We start from the raw sequence: 20,407 nt of genomic DNA, 5'->3' as shown, positions 1-20,407 counted from the left end.
TTGCTCGGGGCGGGTTTATTCTATGATTTTCTTGTTTTCTTGTTTTTCTTGCTCGCGGTCCCTGTGCGCGAATAGGATCCTTTGGGAATATGCATCTCGAACCGGGCACCGTTCCCGGGTTCTCCGGTCTCTGTTATAGTAATTCCGGTGATGGCGAGGATCTCCCGTGCAAGGAAGAGCCCGAGGCCGGTGTTCTTTCCCATGTCCCGTTCAAAGATGATCTCTTTCTCGTTCTCCGGAATACCGATGCCGTTGTCCTCGTACAGGATGATCAACCGGTCAGCGTTTTCAACGGTACTGATCCGGATCTCTGTCACGTTCCCTCCGTGGCGAAGGGAATTGTCAAAGAGGTTATAGAAGACTTTCTCTATGAGCGGATCGGCGAACACGGTATAATCATCATCCGGAAGATGGAGGGCGACCTGTCCAAGGTTCGCTGTCTCTTTCATTCTCCTCGACGTTTCTTCAACACTGATCCAGTCCGGGGGCTTGATTCCGATATCCTTGTAATCCCGGGTAAACGTAATGAGGTTCGCTATTGTATCAGCGATCTCGTCTTCTTTTTTCAGGATCTCTTGTAATGCATCGCTGGTTTCCAGTTGCTTCATACGACCGATATACCCTCTCAGCAGGGTTATCTTGTTCAGGATGTCATGGCGCGTGACACTTGTTAAGAGTGCAACCTGGTTGCTTGCCTGTCGCAATGCATCAGCAGCCCGTTTCCGTTCGGTGATATCGACGATTGTTGCGGTAACCCCGGAGGAGGAATCGTCCGGATTGAACGGGCTTAAGTTAATGATAACATCAATGACTGATCCGTCTTTCCTTAGGATTCGTGATTCTACTATCCTGACGTTTTTCTGACCGGCTTTATTGTATAACTCTTGATTTATGCGGTGATACTCTTCGTCATCAGGGTACAGGATCCTGACACTCTGGCCGGTCAGTTCTGCCTTCGTGTAACCGGTAAGATCGCACATGGAATTATTCACCTTTTGAATAACCCGGTCAACGAGAAGGCCCACTCCGACCGGAGTTGCATTAAGCATGCTTTTGAGGACGGCATCGTTCTCGCGGAGCGCTTTCTCCGTTCTCTTGTGCCGCTCGATCTCGATCTCCAGGTTTTTGGTCCTCTCTTTGATCCGCTCCTCAAGTTCGAGCTGGTACTGCTTCATCTCCGTGATATCTTCCAGAAGTATTCCGACAGCATGGCTTCCATTTTCAAACACCAGGGGGATCAGCTTGATCTTGAAGTACCGGTCATCATTATCAATGTGGAGATGAACTTCAGATGAGAGTTCGGTTCCCTCGACAGCCTTTGTTAGGGAATCAACAAAGTCCTCGGGAAAATACTGTGCAAGGGCTGAATGATCGATCCGTATTCCTTTCAGCTCGTCTTTTGTTACGTGGAAGAAGGAGAGGAACGGATCATTAACTTCCTGGATGAAGAGTTCCCGGTCGAGAATAAGGATGAAGTCTGAAGACAGGCTTAACAGGTTGGTCAGGGGGAGCCGCTGGGAGAGGTAGAAGACTTTTGCACGGCCAAGCTCGCGGAGCTCAGCCTGCCCTGATATCATCATTGAATTGAGGTATTTTGCAGCCGTTGCACGGTTGAGCGAGAGCTTCTTTGAGACATCTTCGATGGTCAGCCCCTTGGGATTGTCCCTGAGCAGGTTCCTGATCCGTGTCTGTTCGTTCACGGGTTCCATGCAACATCAATTATTACCAGAATTTTGTCGGCTAACGATATTTATCATTATTGGTGGTCATTAATAATCAATATCAATAATCATCATTAAACAAAATATTTAAATATTTTATGAGAAAATCGTGATATTGCACTATGTGTGGGTGTTTCAAACATGGTAAACCTGAAAGATTATGAGGCAATATTTGAACAGACGCCTATCGCCCAGTTGCTGGTTGATAAGGACTACAAAAATATCCTGGCAAACCAGGAACTGTGCCGGATTACTGGTGTTTCAAAGGACATCATTCTCTCCATCAAGATTACCGACTTCAAGGACCGGGGAATCCTGAAATACCTCAAGGATACCGGAGAAACATTCGAGGACGCTGTTTCCCGGAAACGCACCGTCCACGGGCAGTCCACTATCGAGACCCCGAAGGGGAAAATTGAAGTACTCCGTACCATCACTCCCCTGCTGGACGAAAAAGGTGAGATCGAGTATGTATACATCGCCTACAATGATGTCACCAAGATGGTCAAGGCCCAGGACTATGTGGTAAACGAAGTCAATGAGATGGCCAGGATATACGGTATCATGGCGCAGGGAGACCTGACGCAACGGTATACTATAACCGAACCCGATGCCGATACAAGAGAAAATTACGAGATACTCACGAAACTTCGGGACGCGGTCCGGGGCATCCTCGTCAGCCTGGAGAACAATATCGGCGATGTCAACAAGCGGATGCAGAACCTGACCACGACGTCCGACAGCGCAACGAGAAGCGTTGAGGATGCATCAAAGAGCGTCAACCAGACTGCAAGGAATGCCGGTCTTGTCTCTGAAAATGCTCAAAAGTCCTCCGAGGGTATTGAACAGATGGCGAAAGCCATGCAAGATATGAGTGCGGCAGTGGAAGAAATTACGTCCAGCATGGAAAGTGTCTCAACACAGGCAAACAATGCAAAGGATTCGGCAAAGACTGGGGCAGGTCTTGCAGAGAATGTCAATAAAGACATGACTGAAATCACAACCTCAGCAGGTACTACCTATGAGGTAATCCAGAACATTGAGAAACAGATGACCGATATCGGCAAGATCATCGTGCTCATCCGCGATATCGCGAGCCAGACAAACTTGCTTGCACTCAATGCCGCGATTGAGGCGGCCCGTGCCGGTGAACACGGGCGGGGTTTTGCCGTTGTGGCCGCTGAGGTCAAGTCGCTTGCGCAGGAGTCCCGTTCGAGCGCAGAGAAGATCGAAGAGATGATCATCCAGCTGAACGTTGCCACCAAGAAGGCCGCGGATGGGATGGAAGGTGCACAGGCTCTTGTCAAGAAAGGTGTAATCGAGGCACAGCAGGCGCTCGAGGCATTCAAGACGATTCAGAAAGCCGCCGAGATGGTCGCAAATAGTGCCAGTGAAGTCGCTGCTGCGACTCAGGAACAGGCTGCAACAACCGAAGAGATCACAGCGAGTGTCAACGAAGTTGCCCATCTCATCGAGCGGACAGCAAAGGAAGCCGGTGATGCAGCTGCGGCAACGGAAGAGTCTGCTGCTGCCATTGATGAGATCTCCCATATGATCAAGACTGTGAACGATGTTGCACTCGGTGCAATGGAAGCGAACCGCAGGTTTAAGGTGGACTAAACCGGGTGGTGGAGCCCATGAGTGCCAAGGCAAGCCAACCGGTAGCAAAGGGTTCGGATCTCCCGGGCCAGCAAAAAGAGCCAGAATCCATCCAAGTCGTTGAGTTCCTGCTCGGGAGCGAGAACTTCGCGATCAACCTCTTCGATGTAAAGGAGGTTGTGGAATATACGACAATTACCAAACTACCCAATGTCCCCTCCCATGTGCGGGGCATCATCGATCTCCGTGGCGAAATCACCATGATTGTTGACCTCAAGCAGCGGCTGAACATCAGGGAAGAAAGCACCAAGTCGATTGAGGCTTCGAGGATCATCGTTCTCGATGACAAGATTGCAGCCTCAAAGATCGGCATCCTTGTCGACGACGTGACTTCTGTCTCGACCTTTGAGGGAAACCAGGTCGATTATACCTCAGCCTCAGTCAATACGCAGGATACTGCCATCATCGGGATCATCAAGCGCAAGGTAAAGGTGAAAGACAAGGAAAAGAACGAGCTGATCATCTGGATTGACTTAAAACAACTCCTGACGGACATCGATACGGCAGTCTGAAGTATCCCCCTGATCATCTCCCGTGGGTACGGAACACCTCCCCATCCCCCACTCTTTTTCATAGCCCATCTTTCCTGAAATAACGGCGGTATTTGGGTGAATACATTCTCGGCGTTATCGGGAAGAATCTCTCATCTGGTCTTGGTACCACCGGTCAACGGACCGGTACGTGCCGGTTGCAAGAGCGATCCGGACCGCCAGCAGGTGCCAGCAGGTCCGGCCCCGGTACAGGAAATCACTGCACGTGCAGAAGTCGTCCTCTACGATATAGCTGGACGTCCGGCCTTCGACGACAAAAAAGTCCAGGTATTTCACGACTTTCCCATCGTCAATCGCGGCCAGTGCCTTTGCTCCCCGGGAACCAAACTGCTCCCGGATTTCCTCCTGCAGATCCGGTTCAAGTTCCTTCTTCTCTGTGAGCCGCTGCCAGATCCCGTTCTCGTTCATAGCACCGTTTTCAGACGGGGTTCGTCCTCGATATAGTGCCAGCCGCGCCGGGCGGCAAGCCGCCGCATGGCCGGGGCCTCAAGCGCATAGTGCGTTGCCTCGATGCAGGGAAGCGGGGCGGAGCGCATGACGGAATGCTTCAGTTCAGCCGAGAGGACAGTATCCGCCCCTTTTTCTTTAGCCTCGCGGAGGAACTCCGGATCGAATCCGCTGCCGGCAATGACCGCGAGACGCCGGAACGATCCGGGATCCCCCCAGATCCGGAGCGGGCAACCGAGGCGCCGGGATATCTCAGCGGGGGTGATGGTACAGGTTCCGACAAGGCCGAGAGTGAGCGGGATGGTATCTGTCAGCGACAACAGTTCTGCCAGCGCATCGTTCACCCCCTCTTCTGCATGGTCGAAGTTGGTGTGCATGACCCAGACGTTCATTCGTGCAGAAAGGATCTCCCGCATCAGGGATGCTGTGGGCCCGGTCAGCGATGTGACTGGCGACCAGAGTGGCGTATGGTGCACAACGAGCATCCCGACCTTCAGCCGTATTGCCTCGTTCACGACAGCAGGCGTTGCGTCGAGCGCACAGCAAATCGTGTCGAACTCCGGTGCTCCTTCGACGATGAGCCCGATCTTTCCTGCATCGAAGTCCTCGGCAATGTCGGGCGGTGCAAGCCGGTCCATCTCCTGAATGAAGGCCTTCACATCCATACAGGATCATCGCCGTTCCGGGATTAAAGAACATTTATTACTAATGGTAATAGCAATCAGTTTAAATATGCATTAAAACATATTTTGAAGCATGTACAAGACTATCGGCCAGATCAATGAACGCATCCGCGAGGGCAGTGCCCGGGTCGTCACCGCTGAGGAGATGCCCGGCATTGTCGCCGAACTCGGGGAGGAAGGGGCACTGAGAGAGGTTGACGTTGTCACAACGGGGACCTTTGGGGCCATGTGCTCATCCGGCGCGTTCCTCAACTTCGGCCATGCCGAACCGCCCATCCGGATGGAGCGGATCTGGCTGAACAATGTCGAAGCGTACGGCGGGCTTGCGGCCGTGGACACCTACATTGGCGCAACGCAGCAGTCCGACACCCTCCAGGCCGAGTACGGCGGGGCGCATGTCATAGAGGATCTGGTTGCCGGAAAAACCGTGGAGCTTCGTGCAAGCTCGCACGGCACGGACTGTTACCCGCGGCGGACGATCACGACCGAGCTGCTGCTCGAGAACCTGAACCAGGCCATCATGTGCAATCCGCGGAACGCGTACCAGCGCTACAACGCGGCTACCAACACCACTGACCGCGTCCTCCATACCTACATGGGAACGCTCCTCCCGGGCTCCGGCAATGTCACGTACTCGGGTGCCGGTGTTTTAAACCCGCTCTCAAACGACCCGAATCTCCGGCTGATCGGCAGCGGCGTTCCGATCTTCCTCTGCGGTGCGCCGGGCATGGTTATCGGGGAAGGTACCCAGCACTCCCCAACGGGGGGGTTCGGGACTCTGATGGTGACCGGAGATATGAAGCAGATGTCGCAGGAATATCTCCGGGCAGCGACGATGACCGGGTACGGCGTGACCCTCTACGTGGGTCTTGGCATCCCGCTCCCGGTGCTCGATCTCGATGTTGTCCGGGCAACTGCCGTCCGCGACGAGGACATCTCGGTCGATATCCAAGATTATGGAGTCCCGAGCCGGTCTCGCCCGACTGTCCGCAAGGCAACATACGCAGAGCTCCGCTCCGGCTCGGTGGAGATCAACGGTGAGGAGATCCGCACTTCCTCTCTTTCGAGTTTCCGCAGGGCACGGGGGGTGGCACTTGAACTGAAAAAGTGGGTCGAGTCCGGAACGATGCAACTGACCCTGCCGACCCGTGCCATTGATCCGAAAAAGCAGAACAAGCCCATGCACCAGTCGAAGAAAGGCCCTCGCGTGCTTGACATCATGGATCGCTCTGTCATCACGATTGGCGAGGATGAGGCGATCCAGACCGCGGCAAAGAAACTTCTCAAGGGAGAGACCAACCACCTGCCGGTAGTCAACGGTCAGGGGATCCTTGTCGGGATCATCACAACCTTCGATGTCTCCAAGGCAGTGGCAAACCCCGGCAAAGCGCATCTTGTCCGGGACATCATGAAGACAAAAGTGATTACGACCGCCCCGGAAGAGTCGGTAGACATCGCCATCCAGAAACTGGAGCAGAACAATATCAGCGCCCTGCCGGTCATTGACCGGGATCGCCGCGTCATCGCGCTCCTCACTGCCATGAACCTTGGGAAGCTGCTGGGCGGGAGGTGGCTGAAATGAAGCTGCTGGTAACATTTTCCCGCGGAAAGGGCAGGAAGCCCATCATCGCCCAGGTGGTCAGGGACACCGGTGTCTTAATCAACGTGGAGCGGGCGAACATCGACTCGTCCGAAGGCGAAGCGCTCATCGACGTTCCGGATGACCAGTGCCAGCTTGTCCGTGATTCGATGTCGGGGCTCGGGGCGAAGGTGCATATCCTCGAGCACGGTATCATCTATAACGAGAGCGAGTGCGTGGACTGCGGAGCGTGCATCAGCATCTGCCCCCGCGAGGTCTTCAGTTTCGATGCGGAATGGAAGCTGCAGTACGCTGACGAGAAATGCATTCTCTGCGGCAAATGCATTGACGCCTGCCCGCACCGGGCGCTGACCCTTCCGCTATGATCCGGGTCCCGTTCCGGTTCCGGCAGACGTTCGCAACAATCCTCGCGGATGATCCGGCTCATGCAGAAGCGGCGAAGGCCGGGATCCTTGCGGCCAGGCAGGATCTTGAGGCATACATTGCCCGCGATCCTTTTTTTACAGCAACATTCGATCCTTATACTCCTGACTGCGAAGACCTGATTATCGTGCGGATGGCAGAGGCCGCCCGAAAAGCCGGTGTCGGCCCGATGGCAGCGGTCGCCGGCGCGATTGCGTGGGCCGGAGTTGAGGCAATGCAGGAAGCCGGAGCCTCCTTTGGCGTGATCGACAATGGCGGTGATATTGCTTTGCTGGCCGACCGGCCGGTCCGCGTTGGCGTCCATGCGGGTGGAGCTGCGCTGTCGAACCGGATTGCATTTGTTGTCCCCCCTCAGGAAACGATCCTCGGGATTTGTACATCTTCTGCAACGGTGGGCCCGTCGATCTCGTTTGGGATGGCTGATGCAGTGACAATTTTCTCGCATGATGTTGCACTGGCGGATGCATGGGCAACATCGGTCTGCAACCAGATCCGGCCGGATGACACATCCGTGCTCAACCGTGTTGAGCCGGCAGAGGTCAGCGGGGTCTTTGCCATCATGGGGGAGAAAACCGTAACGTGGGGGAAGGTGCCCCCCGTTGTGCGGGCCGTGGTGGACGAACAGCTGATCAGTGCGGGGGACCGGTAGGAAAGAAGCGGACAGGAAACCCTTATTGATACTCTGGCCGCAGCATCACGTCCCGCCCCTGTTCGTACGCCGTCTTCCCGGTGAACGTGGCAACCGCCTTATCTCCGTCATGGATAATAATCACCGGCACGGATTCATGAACGACAAAGTACATCTCCAGCAGGTCGGTCTCCTCGATCAACAGGCCGGTTTTCAGCGATGAGGCTGGTTCCAGGTCCATCCGTTCCTTTGTAAGGATATCCGGTTCGGTGTGGAAAAACCAGTAAAAAGCCTGGTATGCATTGAGCAGATCGGAGACGAGCAGCTCATTGCGGCTCGCTTCATCAACCGCGTCCAGTTTTTCTGCAATGCAGGGCACGTCATCGTCACACTCGTCAAGGATTGCATCGACAATATCGACAAGCTCCTCATACGGGCGGCAGGTACCTGCGGGTTCCATGCAGCTCTATTGGTGTGAGGAATTGAAAAAAACGCCGGCGCAGAAAACCCGTCACCTGGCCGTAATCCTTATTCCGATATGGGGTGATGAATACAGGTGAAACAAGAGGACGCCGATTGGCTGGTCTACCACCAGATTCCGCCATCGGAACCGATCACCGTCGCTGATCTGACCGCCCGGTGCGGGCTTGAACTTTCGGTAACGGAGGACTGCCTTGTCCGTCTCGAGCGCTACTGCCTGATTGAACGGGCCGGGCCGGAGGTCAGGATGCTCACGTTTGGCGAAGCCCTTGTCAAGAACCAGTTCAAGTATGAAGAAGATCTCCCGTTTGTCATCGAGAATGGCATTATAAAGGAAAGGAGAATGTAACATGCCGGAAAAAGATGTCGTCATCCTCAGGATCGGCCACCGTCCCGAACGCGACCAGAGGGTCACCACCCATGTCGGCCTCACCGGCCGGGCGCTGGGGGCCCGGGGCATGTATCTTGCAGCATCCGACAAGGGCGTTGTGCAAAGCATCGCGGACGTGACCGAACGCTGGGGCGGGGAGTACTTCTGCGAGGACAACGTGAAGTGGCGCTCGTGCATCAGGGAGTGGAAGGCTGAAGGGGGGATTGTCGTCCACCTCACGATGTACGGCCTGAACCTGCCGGATGTCATCGGAGAGATCCGGCCGAAAAGGAAGATCCTCGTGATCGTCGGGGCCGAGAAGGTGCCGGGTGAGATCTACGGCCTTGCCGATTACAATGTGGCAGTGACCGGCCAGCCCCATTCGGAGATATCGAGCCTTGCCCTCTTCCTCGATCATCTCTTTGCCGGAACGGAACTGCGAAACGAGTTCCCTGGGGCACAGATACGTATCATCCCCTCAAAAGCCGGCAAGCAAACGGAGGAGTTGTGAAAGGGCGGGTGCTTATTGCCGGGTTCGCAACGCGCCACGTCGCCCAGTCCGCGTCCCGTGCAGGGTATGAGGTCTGTACTGTCGACCATTTCTGCGACCAGGACCTCACCTTGTACACGAAAGACCGGGAGAAGTTCGAGGACCTTGCCGATCTCCCGGATGCGATCGACCGGATCTGCCAGCGGAATTCCTTTGACTTTTTTGTTCCCACGTCCGGTGCGGAGACCCTGCCTGTTCCCGTACCGCTGATGGGGACGCCGCATACGGTTATCCGGCGCCTGATGGACAAGCTCGATATACAGCACTTTTTCGAGTCGCTTAACGTTCCGGTACCCCGGATCCTGCCCGATGGTGAATACCCGGCCATGGTCAAGCCCCGGTCCGGTGCCGGCGGCTGGAGGAATGCTGTCATCCGCAATGACACAGAGATGGCCGCGTGGCGGGAGCTGTACGAAGATGTCCCGCACATCCGGCAGGAGATCGTGAAGGGGGATGCTGCAAGCGTCTGCTGCGTTGCCACCGGTTCCGCCGCAATGGCCGTGACCACCAACGAACAGATCCTCCGGGGCGGAGACGGAGAGTCCATGTTCGGGTTCTCCGGGTCTGTCACACCCTGCAACCACCCGCGTGCGGGAGAGATGGCCGCACTTGCGGAGCGCATTGCAGCGGCAAGCGGCGGTGTCGGGACGATTGGGGTTGATTTCGTTATCGGTGATAACGGGCCGGTGGCGATTGAAGTGAATCCCCGGTTCCAGGGAACCGTCGACACCGTGGAGATGGCCTGTGGATGCAGCCTCTTCAACCTCCACATGGACGCCTGCCGGGGCATCCTCCCTCGAGTCCGGTCACAGGCACGGCGGGTGGCCGTCCGGAAGATCCTGTTTGCAGACCGGAATATGACTGTCCGTGCGGACCTTTCCCTCCTGAAGGAATTTGTCTCCGACATACCCTGGCCCGGTACCTTTTTCGAAGAAGAGCAGGCAGTTGTCAGCGTACATGGCTGGGGCCCGGATCGGGAAGCGGCGCTTTCCCTGCTGGATAAACATATTACCACCGTCCGACAATATATGCGCTGATGGATCCAACCGAAGAAACGCTGAACGACCCGGCTGTCCGCGCTTACCTCCACCGTCTTGTCGGCGACGAGGGCCTCGATCTTCTCGAACGATTCCCCTCTGAAGGCGAGCACAGCGACGAGGACCTTGCTGCAAGCACGGGGATCAACTTAAACTCGGTCCGCCACACCCTCTATACCCTGTACGAGCGTAGGCTCGCCGAGTACCACCGGATCAAGAACAATGAAACCGGCTGGCTCACCTATCTCTGGCAGCTCCGGACCGATCATATTTATGATGCAATCCGGGAAGACATGGAAGTCGTGCTGGACAAGCTCTCGCGCCGTGAGAGGTACGAGGAGGAGAACGACTTTTACATCTGCAAGGACTCTCACCAGATCATGACGTTCCCGCAGGCAATGAACACCGATTTCACGTGCCCGGACTGCGATCAGCCGCTGGGGCATTTCGACAACGAAGTCCTCCTCAAGTCGTTAAAGGAACGCATTGATGCGATAAAAAAATCGCTGGGTCATGCCTGACCGGACAAACATACCGCCGGAAGAACTGCTGCGGGAGGCAGGCTGCAGCAGAAAAGTCATTGACCACTGCCGGGCGGTCCGCGATTGCGCGTGCGAATACGCTGCCCGCTGCCCGGATGCAGACTATTCTCTTGTCGAGACCGGTGCATGGCTCCATGACATCGGAAGGAGCATCGATCACTCGGTCCGGCATGCCCAGGCAGGCGCCGACCTGCTCCGCTCATGGGGATTTCCCGAACCCGTTGTCCGGATCGTTGAGTGCCACCTGGGCGCCGGCCTCACGGCCGAAGAGTGCGTTGCTCTCGGCCTCGACGCCCGCGACTGCATGCCCCGGACAATTGAGGAGAAGATCGTGACGCATGCCGACAACCTTATCGCTGGCACCACCCGCGTGACCATTGAAGAGAGCCTCGCATCAGCCATCCACCTTCCTGAGGAAATCCGCCAGCGGATGTACCGGCTTTCGCAGGAAGTAGAGCGGTTGTGTAATACGCAAAAACAACCATGAACCGGCAAGGTGCCGGATTCTTCTCTTTTTTCAGATGATGACCTGCTTCACCTGCGGGAGCGCACGGATCGCCTCTATCGTCCCTACGGGAAGAACATCCTCGATGATGATGACCAGTTTGGGTTCCTCTGAGAACCGGGGATCGGTGACAAAGATCTGCCGGATCGAGAGGTTGTGTTCGGTGAGTACACGGACTGCTGCACCGATAATGCCCTTCTCGTTTGCGTCCCGGGGGAGCACCGTGATGACGGTAAACCCAAGTTTCTCGGCAACCCGGGAGAGGTCCGGTGTTGCCCGCATGTTCAGGAAGATCTCGCGAAGCATCGGCCGGTCGAGAATATGGCGTGCCGTCGAATCAACGACCCGGCGGTCCGAGCCAATAGCTTTAGCCACGGCGGTTGCCGGCACCTCGATCCCGTTGCAGCTGATCCTGCCGTCCTCCCGTACCCCGAACCCGTTCTCGAGCAGGAACCGCACTACGCGGCTCTGCGAGGGTGAGTCTGAAAACTCGTGGATGATATCAGACCACATACGTTAGGACTGGGAACGGCGCGTATAAATATACAGCGATGCTTTTTCTGCGGCACTGGTGAATAGCGCCGGTTACCGGTTTTTCTGCAGGGCATCATCGCACCGGATCCGGCCCGTGGCGCCTGCGTGCTGTTCCTGCGCTTCCCTGCATCATTGGCCGGAAAGAACCGAACTTGCACAAGTTTTTATTAGATAGACAACCTCTTTGTTATGGCACGAGCGAGGGTAGCCAAGCCAGGTCAAAGGCGTTAGGTTGAGGGCCTTGGACAAGGGTTGTTCGCTGCATCGCTGCCAGCAAGATCCCTCAGAGATTTTACCCCCATGCGAGGGTAGCCAAGCCAGGTCAAAGGCGTTAGGTTGAGGGCCTAATCTCGTAGGAGTTCTTGGGTTCGAATCCCATCCCTCGCATACGTTTCTTGGGTAATAGTTATCCCGAAAAAATGCCACTCTTGTAAAACTGGTTCACTCAACAGCGAAGGCTCCGCAAGTGCGGCGCGCTCTTTTTAAAATTGTTGATAATTACAAATTGGTATTATCGGTTTTTAATTATCAAATTCTTGCGTTGATCCACAATCAAGACAAGTTAGAGTCCCATGATTACCTAATTCTCTTTCTGCTAATTCTGCTTCCCCGGCGCCTTCCCAGTCCTCGGCATTGTATTCATCGATAATAAGATTCGAACTTCCACATTCAAAACAGGTATATTCCGGTGTGTTCTGTTTGATTTTCTTCTTCACGTTGATCCTCTTCTAAGCGATTAAATATTAATCGCCTAATCTTAGGTCAACCCACTCCACAATATCAACTTTTCGCCCCCCACTCACCATTTTGAGCTTTTTTCATCTTTTTAATGCATGTACATCTCTTAAACTACTAAACGCGCGATGATTATCGTTTATTGTTAATTTTACACTGTATAATTATGCCATTTCTGAAAATAAGTAAGATTTACAGATTCAAAGATTTTGATTATAACACAGAATTTTTCCTCTCTCAATTTTTGTAATAATGTTTGAATATAGGTATCCCAAAAAAAATGCCACTCTTGTAAAATCGCTTTTATCATCCTATTATACTGCCCGCATAACTGATACCAATTTCTTGAAAATTCGTCATTAATCTCATTCAAACCGGTCTTAATTTTTTAACAAAATTATTCCACAAAAGAAGAGAGAATTATATTATAAACTATTCTTGAGTTTGAGTACGACTAGGGGGAATTTGCATAATCGTTATACATGAAATTTTCTGGATGTGATTTAGGCAATTTTTTCCAAATCCCTTTCACACCTTCCCATAATGTTCTTAATTTAACTGCTGGTGAACCTACAGTTACATTGTAAGATACAAAGGGTAGAATTGGGATGCTAACGAGTATTTGATGTTTTACCGCATAATCAGCAGGGTTATTCTGTAGTTCAATAAATTGTTCAATTCTATCTGAAAATCCTTGCTGATTCTCATGAACATCATTCTTGATTTCGATAAGAATCTCATTAGTTTTTTTCACGATTTGTTTTAATTCAGTCAGATCCTTTTGACTTAATTTCTGCTCTTCAAGGGCAACAAAAATATCATTGGTAATTTGCTTATCGGTCTTACTGAGTTCAGAGATTATTCCTCCGATAATCTTTTGTTCAGTTTTATCAAATCGTGCGAGTATTGTATGTTCGAGTTCATCGATATGCGAATCGACCTTCAGAATAAGTTGTTTGAGTTCATCTAACGAATTGCGAATTTGTTGATGATCTTCCTTAACAATGGAGTCTTGAATAATTGAAAGAAGTGCTTTAATCGCTTTCCCGAGTTCTGGTTGGAGGACGCTTGGGGGTATAAGAGAGATCTTATCATTTATTCCTTGAATTGTCTCTCGTGTCACATTCTTAACATCATTATTTTCTTTAATTTGTTTCACTAGACGGTGAATATCAACACCCAGTTCTTTTATCGGGGGAGATTTTTTTCTTGTAAGTTGACAAATCTCCTCTGCTTGTGCATAAATTTCTGCATTAATTTCATCGATGTCACGTCGGACAATCTGCGCCCCTTTTCTCATTATCCCTGCAGCATACGGTCTTTCGTTTTCAACAGATTCGATCAGTGCCTCTGCCTCGGAACAATATTGACTGCATGCAGATAAACGGGTATTAAGTGTGGGATCATGGATATGTAGACCTTCCACTTCCGTGAGAGCATTCGCAAGTTTTTCGATGATTATGATAAGTTGCTCACGGGCATCTGAACGGATAATGGCATTTTGCGCCTCTAAAATGAATTTTTCTACAGTTTCATTTAATGTTTTTTTCTGAAAAGTAACCGCGTAAAATGCTTTGTATAAAGGATAACAAATTTGAGCGGGATTTTTATCCATTTTTTCTTGTTCAGAGAGTAATTCAGATTCCTGATACGATTGCTCAAAAAAACGCATTGCATTTTCAAGTTCTGATCGAAATAAATTATCATTATCAAGATCGCACGCTATCTGAATAGAAATTGTACCTGCGGTGTGGAATGCGAAAATTCTGACGGTGGGATCAATATCTTGTGTTAACTGTAGAATTGTTTCTTTTGCTAGTTCCTTATTCACTAGGAAGGGATATGCAGATCTTATCGCGTGTAATGCTTCTATTCGAACATGTCCGTTTTTATCCTTGGAAAATTTTTTAAGAGTATTCCAAGCTACTCCTGTTTCTGGAGCATGGGCATAGATTTTCCCAAGTGTTTGTACCACACCTATTCGAACGTTTAAATCCGGATCATGGGATAAGGTTAGAAGAGTATTCCACGCTATTTCCTTGTCAGGGATATCAGCAAAAATCATTCCAAGAGAATGTAATGCTCGCATTTGAATACGTGAGTCTGGATCATTAGTCGATTTCAGGATAGTATCCCATGCTCTTTTCTTGTTGGGGATATCAGAATAGACATTCCCAAGAGCTAGTACTGCCCTCTCTCGAACTCTCGAATCCGAATCACAGGATAAGGTTAGAAGAGTATCCCATGCTGCTTCCTTGTCAGGGATATGCGAAAAGATCTTTCCAAGAGCATCTGCGGTACTCGTTTTAACAAAATAATCCGGAACACTGGATAAGGTTAGAAGAGTATCCCATGCTGCTTCCTTGTCAGGGATATGCGAAAAGATCTTTCCAAGAGCATCTGCGGTACGCATTTTAACAAAATAATCCGGATCATTAGCTAAGGTTAAAAGAATATTCCATGCTGCTTCCTTGTCAGGGATATCCGGATAGATCTTTCCAAGTGACTCTACTAATTTATCTCGTACATCTGAATCTGGATCATTAGACAAGTTCAAGAGAACATTCCACGCAATTGCCTTATCAGGAACATGACGATAGACGCAACCGATATTGTATGCAATAAGTGCTCGTATAGCTGATTCATGATGACTCGATAAGGTTAAAATTGTACTCCATGCAGACTCTTTATCAGGGATATATGCAAAAAATTTTCCAAGAGTATGAAGGGCTACGCTTCCAATAACACTGCCCGGATAGTAGATTATTTTCAAATATGTATTCCATGCTGCTTCCTTGTCAGGAACATGAGCATAGACATCTCCAAGAGCACCAACGGAAATCCATTGTATATTAAAATCCTTATTTTTGCTAAGTCGAACGAATTCATCCCATACCACATTGATATCGGGAAAATAGGAATATGTTAATTTGAGTGCCCTTACTGCATCCTCTCTAACAAATCGATTTTTATCATGAACCAATTTTAAGAGGGTTTTCCACGCTACTTTCTTGTCGGGAATATGTACAAAAGCAAGTCTTATAGCTTTCACGATGCCTTGTCGAACAGGGTACTCTTTATGTTTGCAAATGCGGTGAATATCCTCCCATGCCTTTTTTTTGTTAGGCATATACGCATAGGCAAATCCGAGGGCTTGTGCTGCTCTGCGTCCTATCGCAGAATCCTCATCATTCGTTAAAAGGAGGAGATCATTCCATGCTGCGACCTTATCTGGAAAAATAAAAAAACACGCGGTCAACTGGCCTATTGCGGCTTCTTTGCTTTCTTTTTTCGGACTAAATAATTGCGCATGAAATTCATCTTGGTCAATTGTTGTTAGCATCAATATGTGAAACTTGGTATTAATCTAAATAAATGATTTCTTTTATCATTAACACATCATTACTTTTTTCGTCACACCAAATAGTTTAATATATTTTTAAAAATATAATAACTAACTTGGTACCTAATTGACATAATTCTTTTTTCCACTTCCTTCCATTATTAGCACATCGCCAAGAGCCGCTTAACTGCCCCGGTCTTGATGTTGATCGTCTTTTTATTCTGAATCCGGCTTTTGATCCGCTGAAAGGTCTTACGATCAACACCGGCGTTCTCTGCATCACATTGCCGGATGGTAAGGATCTTCTGGCATATGCTCTTCTTATTCCGGAATATCTGGGCATCGGTCACAAAGAGGGGTTGATCCTCGATCTTGTTGGCTTCCTTACCGATGATCAACACGTCATCCACGTTGATCGACTTCCTGATCAGCAAACCTACATCGCCTTGATATTTGTGCTCGGGATGATCAACGTATTGGAGGATCGTCCTCGATAATGGTTTAAAGAATCGTGATCCCTGCATGATCGTGCCGGTCTCATAGTCAATAAACGGGGCATGAACAATTTTTTGCGGTTCCTTGGAGTATGGTGCAAGGGGCTTAATCCGTTTCCCGTTCTCCTCCCGTGTCTGAAATCCCAGATTGTAGAAATTGAAGGGCTTTATCTGATCACGCCAGTCTTTTTCCGCATTCAGGGACCGGAAGCGATGATAGACATGGTAGGTGCTGATCGTCAACTTCGTGAGGGCGTAGAGACTGCCGTATTTCTGTTCTATATCCATCGGGGATATCTGATCATAGTGCAACATCAGAAGATCTTGCCAGATCTCTTCCTGCCAGTGACCTTTTCGGCGGGGGAATGGGTTGGTGAGATGTCCGAGGCCGTGTAACTTGAAATCAGTAATCGTGATCTTTTCATCCTGATGTTGATACAGAACATAACGTTTGGATGAGACACCATAGAACCAAAGATCAATTTTGTCCTGTTTAAGCAGGGGAATATCAACACGGTACGGATTAAGGGGTTGGAAGAAGTCCGCAATCTCTTTTGCATGCTCGGGCGGGGCAAAAATACTGTCCGTGTCCATATAGGCGTGGTGCGCTCCGAGTCCGAGAGTCCTAGCCTCCGCCATTGCTAAGAACAACCGCGACCCGGCAGTGATGACCACACCCAAGATCGGGTGAAAGTACTGCCCGGGCTCCTCGTAATAACTCTCATCAGTGGAATAGTGATCGAGACCGTAAACCTCGAAGGTGCTTTTGTCGGACTCCTTGTTGAGTTCAATAAATATCCCGTAGCTCATCGCATTAACGAGGATCTTCATCGAATGTTCCCGGCTGGATAACTGAGGGAAGGCGGGGTCGTCCTTTGATGTGCCCTTGAGCTGCTGTTTGATTTTCTGCCGTTCCTCAACGAACACCTGGATGAGATTATCTTTCGCGGGATCGAGGTTGACGCCTAAGATATTAGACGGGATCAAATCATCCTGCACACCCTTTGGGACGAACCGGATTGCCTGAAGGATCTTCGATGCCTTGCCGGTCAGGATCTTTGATGCGATTACGTCCGGGAGGGCATACCATAGCGGGGTCTCGGATGTAATACAATTGATTCCGACGTTGAACATCCGGCCATCGCCTTTGTAATCTGCACGTACCGGGAAAATATCGCCGTCCGGCTGGACTTGCACCAGCACAACCATATCTTTCCAAAGTTCGCGGTCAAGCAACGACGATAAACTGATCTCTGACACCAGAGCGCGGATCTCTTCTGTTACGTCATTCGTCTCAAGGGAGCGGGCGATAATGAACGACCATAACCCCATCAGCATCGTTACGGAGGGGTACATACTGGTAAAATCTAGACCGGTAACGCGAGTTGGGGTCTTTCGGATCTTACATTCCGTCCTCCCGCCATAGTAAGCTGTCATGATGTGGCCGAGGGTTTCCGGGGGGAAATCAGGCTGGCACTCGCAGAACGACCGGATACCTAACTGCCTTAAGACATACTTGCCGAGGGATGCCGAGCTGAAGATCTTAGTCGGCGGAATATCGATCCCGTATCGTTCCAGTTCTGCTATAAGTCGGGTATATGCCTCATAGGTGCAGGCTACATCGCGGATGTTGTACTCGATGTATTTCTCCGTGACATACCCATGCTCCCCGCCATCGATTTTCTTATTTTTGAGGTTCAGGATCTCGCCAAGGCGGGCGAGGGATAGGTGTTCTTCCTTCAGTAAAACCTCGGCAAGGGTCTGCACATCCAAAAAGTACCCGGGGAAATAACCTCGTAGCCTGCTGCCAACCAGTGTTGAGAATTTCATGGTATGGGCGCTGCCGATCTTTTTGATGATAACCGGAGGGTTCCATTGTCGCCAAGACAGGCCGAGAGTAAACCCGCCCTTATTGTTTTTCCGCGACTGCCCCACCTCGAAAGCTAACCGGCTGATATCGAATGGCAGGTTGAACCCGATGCACAACGCCCGGTTCTCGTATACCTCTTTGTAAAATACGCCGTCAATAAACTCGTCCACCTCGAAGAGTTGGATGCGTTCTTTGGCTGCGAAGGTTTCAAGGGTCTGCATCTCTGTATTGTCGAGCGTATAGGGATGGTAGAAAAGGCCGTGGCGCTGTAGATACCCATCCTGATACAGTTTAAAGTAACCAATCTTTAGGTTCTGGTAGTGGTCTGCCGTGGTCTCGGTATCGAACACGAGCACCCTATCATGGGTGATGGGAGTGTAAAGGCGAGAGCCGGTCTTTGGCTTATCACCACCATTGATCCGACGGGTATACCCCCGCAGGGCGATCATGTGGCCACGACTCCGACAATTTCCAGACAAAGATCTTTGAGGTATTTTAGTACCAGTTCGATAAAGTAAATCAGGGTGTAAAGGGCATAGGCCAACCGATCTTTAATGGGTGCCTTGTGACTGCGTGCCCGTGGGGGGAACAGGTTTTGTCCGGCAGTGATCTTGGCGTGGCAATTTTTACAGAGGGGGATAACGTCATCGGAATATGCTTTGCCTAGGGTGTGATGCTCTTCAATGACTAGGGGATCATCCTCGCCACACAGGAAACAGGCAGGGCGGTTAGATCGGATGCTCTGCGGAGTTTTGAGGACTCTTTCATGCGTTGCTTTGTCCATCCCTCTGCCCCCTATGACTGGTAGATCTCCATAAATTCGGGCTCTTCCTGACTCTCTTGCGCTTCGTAGAGGGCTTCGAGATCCGTTTCCGGTTCGTACTGGTCTCCATTAGCACCGGTTATCACGACTTTTTCAAATGGTGCGAGTACTGCCGGATCGCCTGATTTGAGGGCAAGTCCGACCGCTGCCAGATATTTTCCTATCCGGGTCCGGTCTTGTGAGTTGGTTGTGACGATGGTGGTATACCCTTCACCCCGGACAAAGAGGTGCATCTCGGCTTCGATGGTGTCCGAGGGTTTGACCCGCCAGTATCCCCGCACTTTTGCGACATATTTCCCGAGGTGCTGAAGTGCAGTCTCCTTCTTCATGCCGGTGTTGGCAAGAGCGTTTTTCAGTTTTTCCCCCTTCCGCATGACCCTCAGCACCTCTAAAGCAAGGATACGATCACTTTTCTGCTCGGGTGTCAGTGAATCCCATTTTGTGCCACTTATATCGTAATCGCTGACCCGGACCTTCTTCAGCTCCCGCAAATTCATTGATGGGAAGCGTTCGTGCAGTCGGGTTATCCGCTGTGCATACCGTGAACCAGGTGCCTGTCCTTTTAGCCACTGGTTGAAGGTGCGGAAGTCTTTTGAAAAGATTTTTTGGGTCATTGTCACCTCATACCCGCACCGATAAGGCGACATTGACTAGTCTACTGCAATCTAGTGAATACCGCAGGGAATAGAGCCTTTTAATGTCGGTTTCAAATTCCAGCTCGGGATACCCCTCCAAGGAGATTTTTTCGGACTCATACCCCCGAATCCATTCTGGTTTATTATGAGCTAGCGCAAGAACCACGGCTTTCATGTAGTATGCGATTTTCCATCGTGCCTCAGCGGAATTCACAAGGGCGGATACGATCCCCTTACCTTTGACAAAAAGGGTGGTCATTACTTGGATTGTGTCGGTTCCGGTCGAGATCCAGATGTGCCCATTATACCGGATGGCTGATCCAAGGTGGCGGATCGCGCATGATTTTGAGATCCCAGCCTTTTTCACGGCCTTGGTAAAGGGTATGCCCGCTTGCAGGTAATAGAGGGCTTCGAGTGCACGGATGCGGAAATATTTTTCATCGACGGTTAAATCGTCCCAGCGAAGAGCGGATAGGTATACCTCCGGGGGTGTTCGTGCCTTGAGTTCGTCCAAGGTCAGTTCGGGAAACTGTTCATGCAGGGAATTGATCCTCTGAACATACCTCGATTCATATTTCTGGACACTGATCCACTCCCAGAATGTGCGGTATTTCCGAGAGAACCGCTTGCCGTTCATGAATCTGCCTCCACAGCCCGGATAAAAGCATTCCTGAGGACTTCGGCTTGAGAGCAGCCCTGTTTTTCTGCGGTCTGTGCCAGTTTCTCCTTCATGTGAGGAGACATGGTAACGATTGTTCGGGTTTTTTCGGTCATGGT

General features: G+C 51.0%; 22 protein-coding genes and 1 tRNA gene. 11 read left to right on the top strand and 12 right to left on the bottom strand.

Annotated features, from left to right (window positions below; all coding sequences use genetic code 11):
* Positions 1-20 precede the first annotated feature (20 nt).
* Complete coding sequence (locus tag METFOR_RS14610; protein WP_158491378.1) at positions 21-1,700, bottom strand: PAS domain S-box protein; 1,680 nt, start codon at positions 1,698-1,700, stop codon at positions 21-23.
* A 162-nt stretch (positions 1,701-1,862) separates the two neighbouring features.
* Here METFOR_RS14610 and METFOR_RS09980 point away from each other — a divergent pair, with 162 nt between their 5' ends.
* Positions 1,863-3,341, top strand: coding sequence for a methyl-accepting chemotaxis protein (locus tag METFOR_RS09980; protein ID WP_015286015.1), 1,479 nt, complete (start codon positions 1,863-1,865; stop codon positions 3,339-3,341).
* 17 nt (positions 3,342-3,358) lie between these two features.
* Positions 3,359-3,892 carry a chemotaxis protein CheW gene (locus tag METFOR_RS09975; protein ID WP_015286014.1) on the top strand — a complete coding sequence of 178 codons (534 nt, stop codon included), beginning with the start codon at positions 3,359-3,361 and terminating at the stop codon, positions 3,890-3,892.
* A 114-nt stretch (positions 3,893-4,006) separates the two neighbouring features.
* Here the strand turns inward: METFOR_RS09975 and METFOR_RS09970 are convergent, their stop codons facing one another.
* Positions 4,007-4,339, bottom strand: coding sequence for an SWIM zinc finger family protein (locus tag METFOR_RS09970; protein WP_015286013.1), 333 nt, complete (start codon positions 4,337-4,339; stop codon positions 4,007-4,009).
* Complete coding sequence (locus METFOR_RS09965) at positions 4,336-5,043, bottom strand: Nif3-like dinuclear metal center hexameric protein (protein WP_015286012.1); 708 nt, start codon at positions 5,041-5,043, stop codon at positions 4,336-4,338. The genes METFOR_RS09970 and METFOR_RS09965 overlap by 4 nt, the downstream gene beginning before the upstream one ends.
* 91 nt (positions 5,044-5,134) lie before the next feature.
* Here METFOR_RS09965 and METFOR_RS09960 point away from each other — a divergent pair, with 91 nt between their 5' ends.
* Genes METFOR_RS09960 through METFOR_RS09950 form a run of 3 tightly spaced genes read left to right on the top strand, consistent with a single transcriptional unit; the run spans position 5,135 to position 7,733 of the window.
* Entirely contained in the window at positions 5,135-6,643 is a 1,509-nt protein-coding gene (locus METFOR_RS09960; RefSeq protein WP_015286011.1) for a homocysteine biosynthesis protein, read from the top strand.
* The gene (locus METFOR_RS16150) at positions 6,640-7,026 is read left to right on the top strand and encodes a 4Fe-4S binding protein (RefSeq protein WP_015286010.1); all 387 of its coding nucleotides are present in this window, start codon (positions 6,640-6,642) and stop codon (positions 7,024-7,026) included. The genes METFOR_RS09960 and METFOR_RS16150 overlap by 4 nt, the downstream gene beginning before the upstream one ends.
* The gene (locus METFOR_RS09950; RefSeq protein ID WP_015286009.1) at positions 7,023-7,733 is read left to right on the top strand and encodes a UPF0280 family protein; all 711 of its coding nucleotides are present in this window, start codon (positions 7,023-7,025) and stop codon (positions 7,731-7,733) included. The genes METFOR_RS16150 and METFOR_RS09950 overlap by 4 nt, the downstream gene beginning before the upstream one ends.
* A gap of 22 nt (positions 7,734-7,755) precedes the next feature.
* Here METFOR_RS09950 and METFOR_RS09945 read toward each other — a convergent pair whose 3' ends face one another.
* Complete coding sequence (locus tag METFOR_RS09945) at positions 7,756-8,172, bottom strand: hypothetical protein (RefSeq protein WP_015286008.1); 417 nt, start codon at positions 8,170-8,172, stop codon at positions 7,756-7,758.
* Between the two features lie 96 nt (positions 8,173-8,268).
* Between METFOR_RS09945 and METFOR_RS09940 the strand changes: the two genes are divergently transcribed.
* The 5 genes from METFOR_RS09940 to METFOR_RS09920 are packed head-to-tail and all read left to right on the top strand — an operon-like array spanning position 8,269 to position 11,178.
* Entirely contained in the window at positions 8,269-8,541 is a 273-nt protein-coding gene (locus METFOR_RS09940) for a hypothetical protein (protein ID WP_015286007.1), read from the top strand.
* 1 nt (position 8,542) lies between these two features.
* On the top strand, positions 8,543-9,073 hold the full coding sequence (locus METFOR_RS09935) for a tRNA (cytidine(56)-2'-O)-methyltransferase (RefSeq protein ID WP_015286006.1): 531 nt from the start codon (positions 8,543-8,545) through the stop codon (positions 9,071-9,073).
* Complete coding sequence (locus tag METFOR_RS09930; protein ID WP_015286005.1) at positions 9,070-10,149, top strand: ATP-grasp domain-containing protein; 1,080 nt, start codon at positions 9,070-9,072, stop codon at positions 10,147-10,149. The genes METFOR_RS09935 and METFOR_RS09930 overlap by 4 nt, the downstream gene beginning before the upstream one ends.
* Positions 10,149-10,670 carry a transcription initiation factor IIE, subunit alpha gene (locus METFOR_RS09925; RefSeq protein ID WP_015286004.1) on the top strand — a complete coding sequence of 174 codons (522 nt, stop codon included), beginning with the start codon at positions 10,149-10,151 and terminating at the stop codon, positions 10,668-10,670. The genes METFOR_RS09930 and METFOR_RS09925 overlap by 1 nt, the downstream gene beginning before the upstream one ends.
* Positions 10,663-11,178, top strand: a complete 516-nt coding sequence (locus METFOR_RS09920; protein ID WP_015286003.1) for an HDIG domain-containing metalloprotein — start codon at positions 10,663-10,665, stop codon at positions 11,176-11,178. Before METFOR_RS09925 ends, METFOR_RS09920 begins: the two co-directional genes overlap by 8 nt.
* Positions 11,179-11,208: 30 nt before the next feature.
* On the opposite strand, the gene METFOR_RS09915 is transcribed toward METFOR_RS09920, so the two are convergent.
* The gene (locus tag METFOR_RS09915; protein ID WP_015286002.1) at positions 11,209-11,709 is read right to left on the bottom strand and encodes a regulator of amino acid metabolism, contains ACT domain; all 501 of its coding nucleotides are present in this window, start codon (positions 11,707-11,709) and stop codon (positions 11,209-11,211) included.
* Positions 11,710-12,032: 323 nt separating this feature from the next.
* Between METFOR_RS09915 and METFOR_RS09910 the strand changes: the two genes are divergently transcribed.
* Positions 12,033-12,117: transfer RNA gene (locus METFOR_RS09910), tRNA-Leu, on the top strand.
* Positions 12,118-12,251: 134 nt separating this feature from the next.
* On the opposite strand, the gene METFOR_RS15400 is transcribed toward METFOR_RS09910, so the two are convergent.
* The 7 genes from METFOR_RS15400 to METFOR_RS15825 form a co-directional block, all read right to left on the bottom strand.
* Positions 12,252-12,446: a hypothetical protein gene (locus tag METFOR_RS15400; RefSeq protein ID WP_148277662.1), complete on the bottom strand. Its 195-nt coding sequence runs from the start codon at positions 12,444-12,446 to the stop codon at positions 12,252-12,254.
* A gap of 473 nt (positions 12,447-12,919) precedes the next feature.
* Positions 12,920-15,808 (bottom strand): HEAT repeat domain-containing protein, encoded by a 2,889-nt coding sequence (locus METFOR_RS09905; protein ID WP_015286001.1) that lies wholly within the window; start codon positions 15,806-15,808, stop codon positions 12,920-12,922.
* Between the two features lie 161 nt (positions 15,809-15,969).
* Entirely contained in the window at positions 15,970-18,621 is a 2,652-nt protein-coding gene (locus METFOR_RS09900) for a hypothetical protein (protein ID WP_015286000.1), read from the bottom strand.
* Positions 18,618-18,956 carry a hypothetical protein gene (locus tag METFOR_RS09895; RefSeq protein ID WP_015285999.1) on the bottom strand — a complete coding sequence of 113 codons (339 nt, stop codon included), beginning with the start codon at positions 18,954-18,956 and terminating at the stop codon, positions 18,618-18,620. Before METFOR_RS09895 ends, METFOR_RS09900 begins: the two co-directional genes overlap by 4 nt.
* Positions 18,957-18,967: 11 nt before the next feature.
* Positions 18,968-19,609: a hypothetical protein gene (locus tag METFOR_RS09890; RefSeq protein ID WP_015285998.1), complete on the bottom strand. Its 642-nt coding sequence runs from the start codon at positions 19,607-19,609 to the stop codon at positions 18,968-18,970.
* Between the two features lie 7 nt (positions 19,610-19,616).
* On the bottom strand, positions 19,617-20,267 hold the full coding sequence (locus METFOR_RS09885) for a hypothetical protein (RefSeq protein WP_015285997.1): 651 nt from the start codon (positions 20,265-20,267) through the stop codon (positions 19,617-19,619).
* The gene (locus tag METFOR_RS15825) at positions 20,264-20,404 is read right to left on the bottom strand and encodes a hypothetical protein (RefSeq protein WP_015285996.1); all 141 of its coding nucleotides are present in this window, start codon (positions 20,402-20,404) and stop codon (positions 20,264-20,266) included. Before METFOR_RS15825 ends, METFOR_RS09885 begins: the two co-directional genes overlap by 4 nt.
* Positions 20,405-20,407 lie beyond the last annotated feature (3 nt).

The sequence above is a fragment of the Methanoregula formicica SMSP genome, from assembly GCF_000327485.1.
GTDB lineage: Archaea > Halobacteriota > Methanomicrobia > Methanomicrobiales > Methanospirillaceae > Methanoregula > Methanoregula formicica.
The sequence above is the reverse complement of the archived record's forward strand: the minus strand, read 5'-3'. Positions and strand labels throughout refer to the sequence as shown.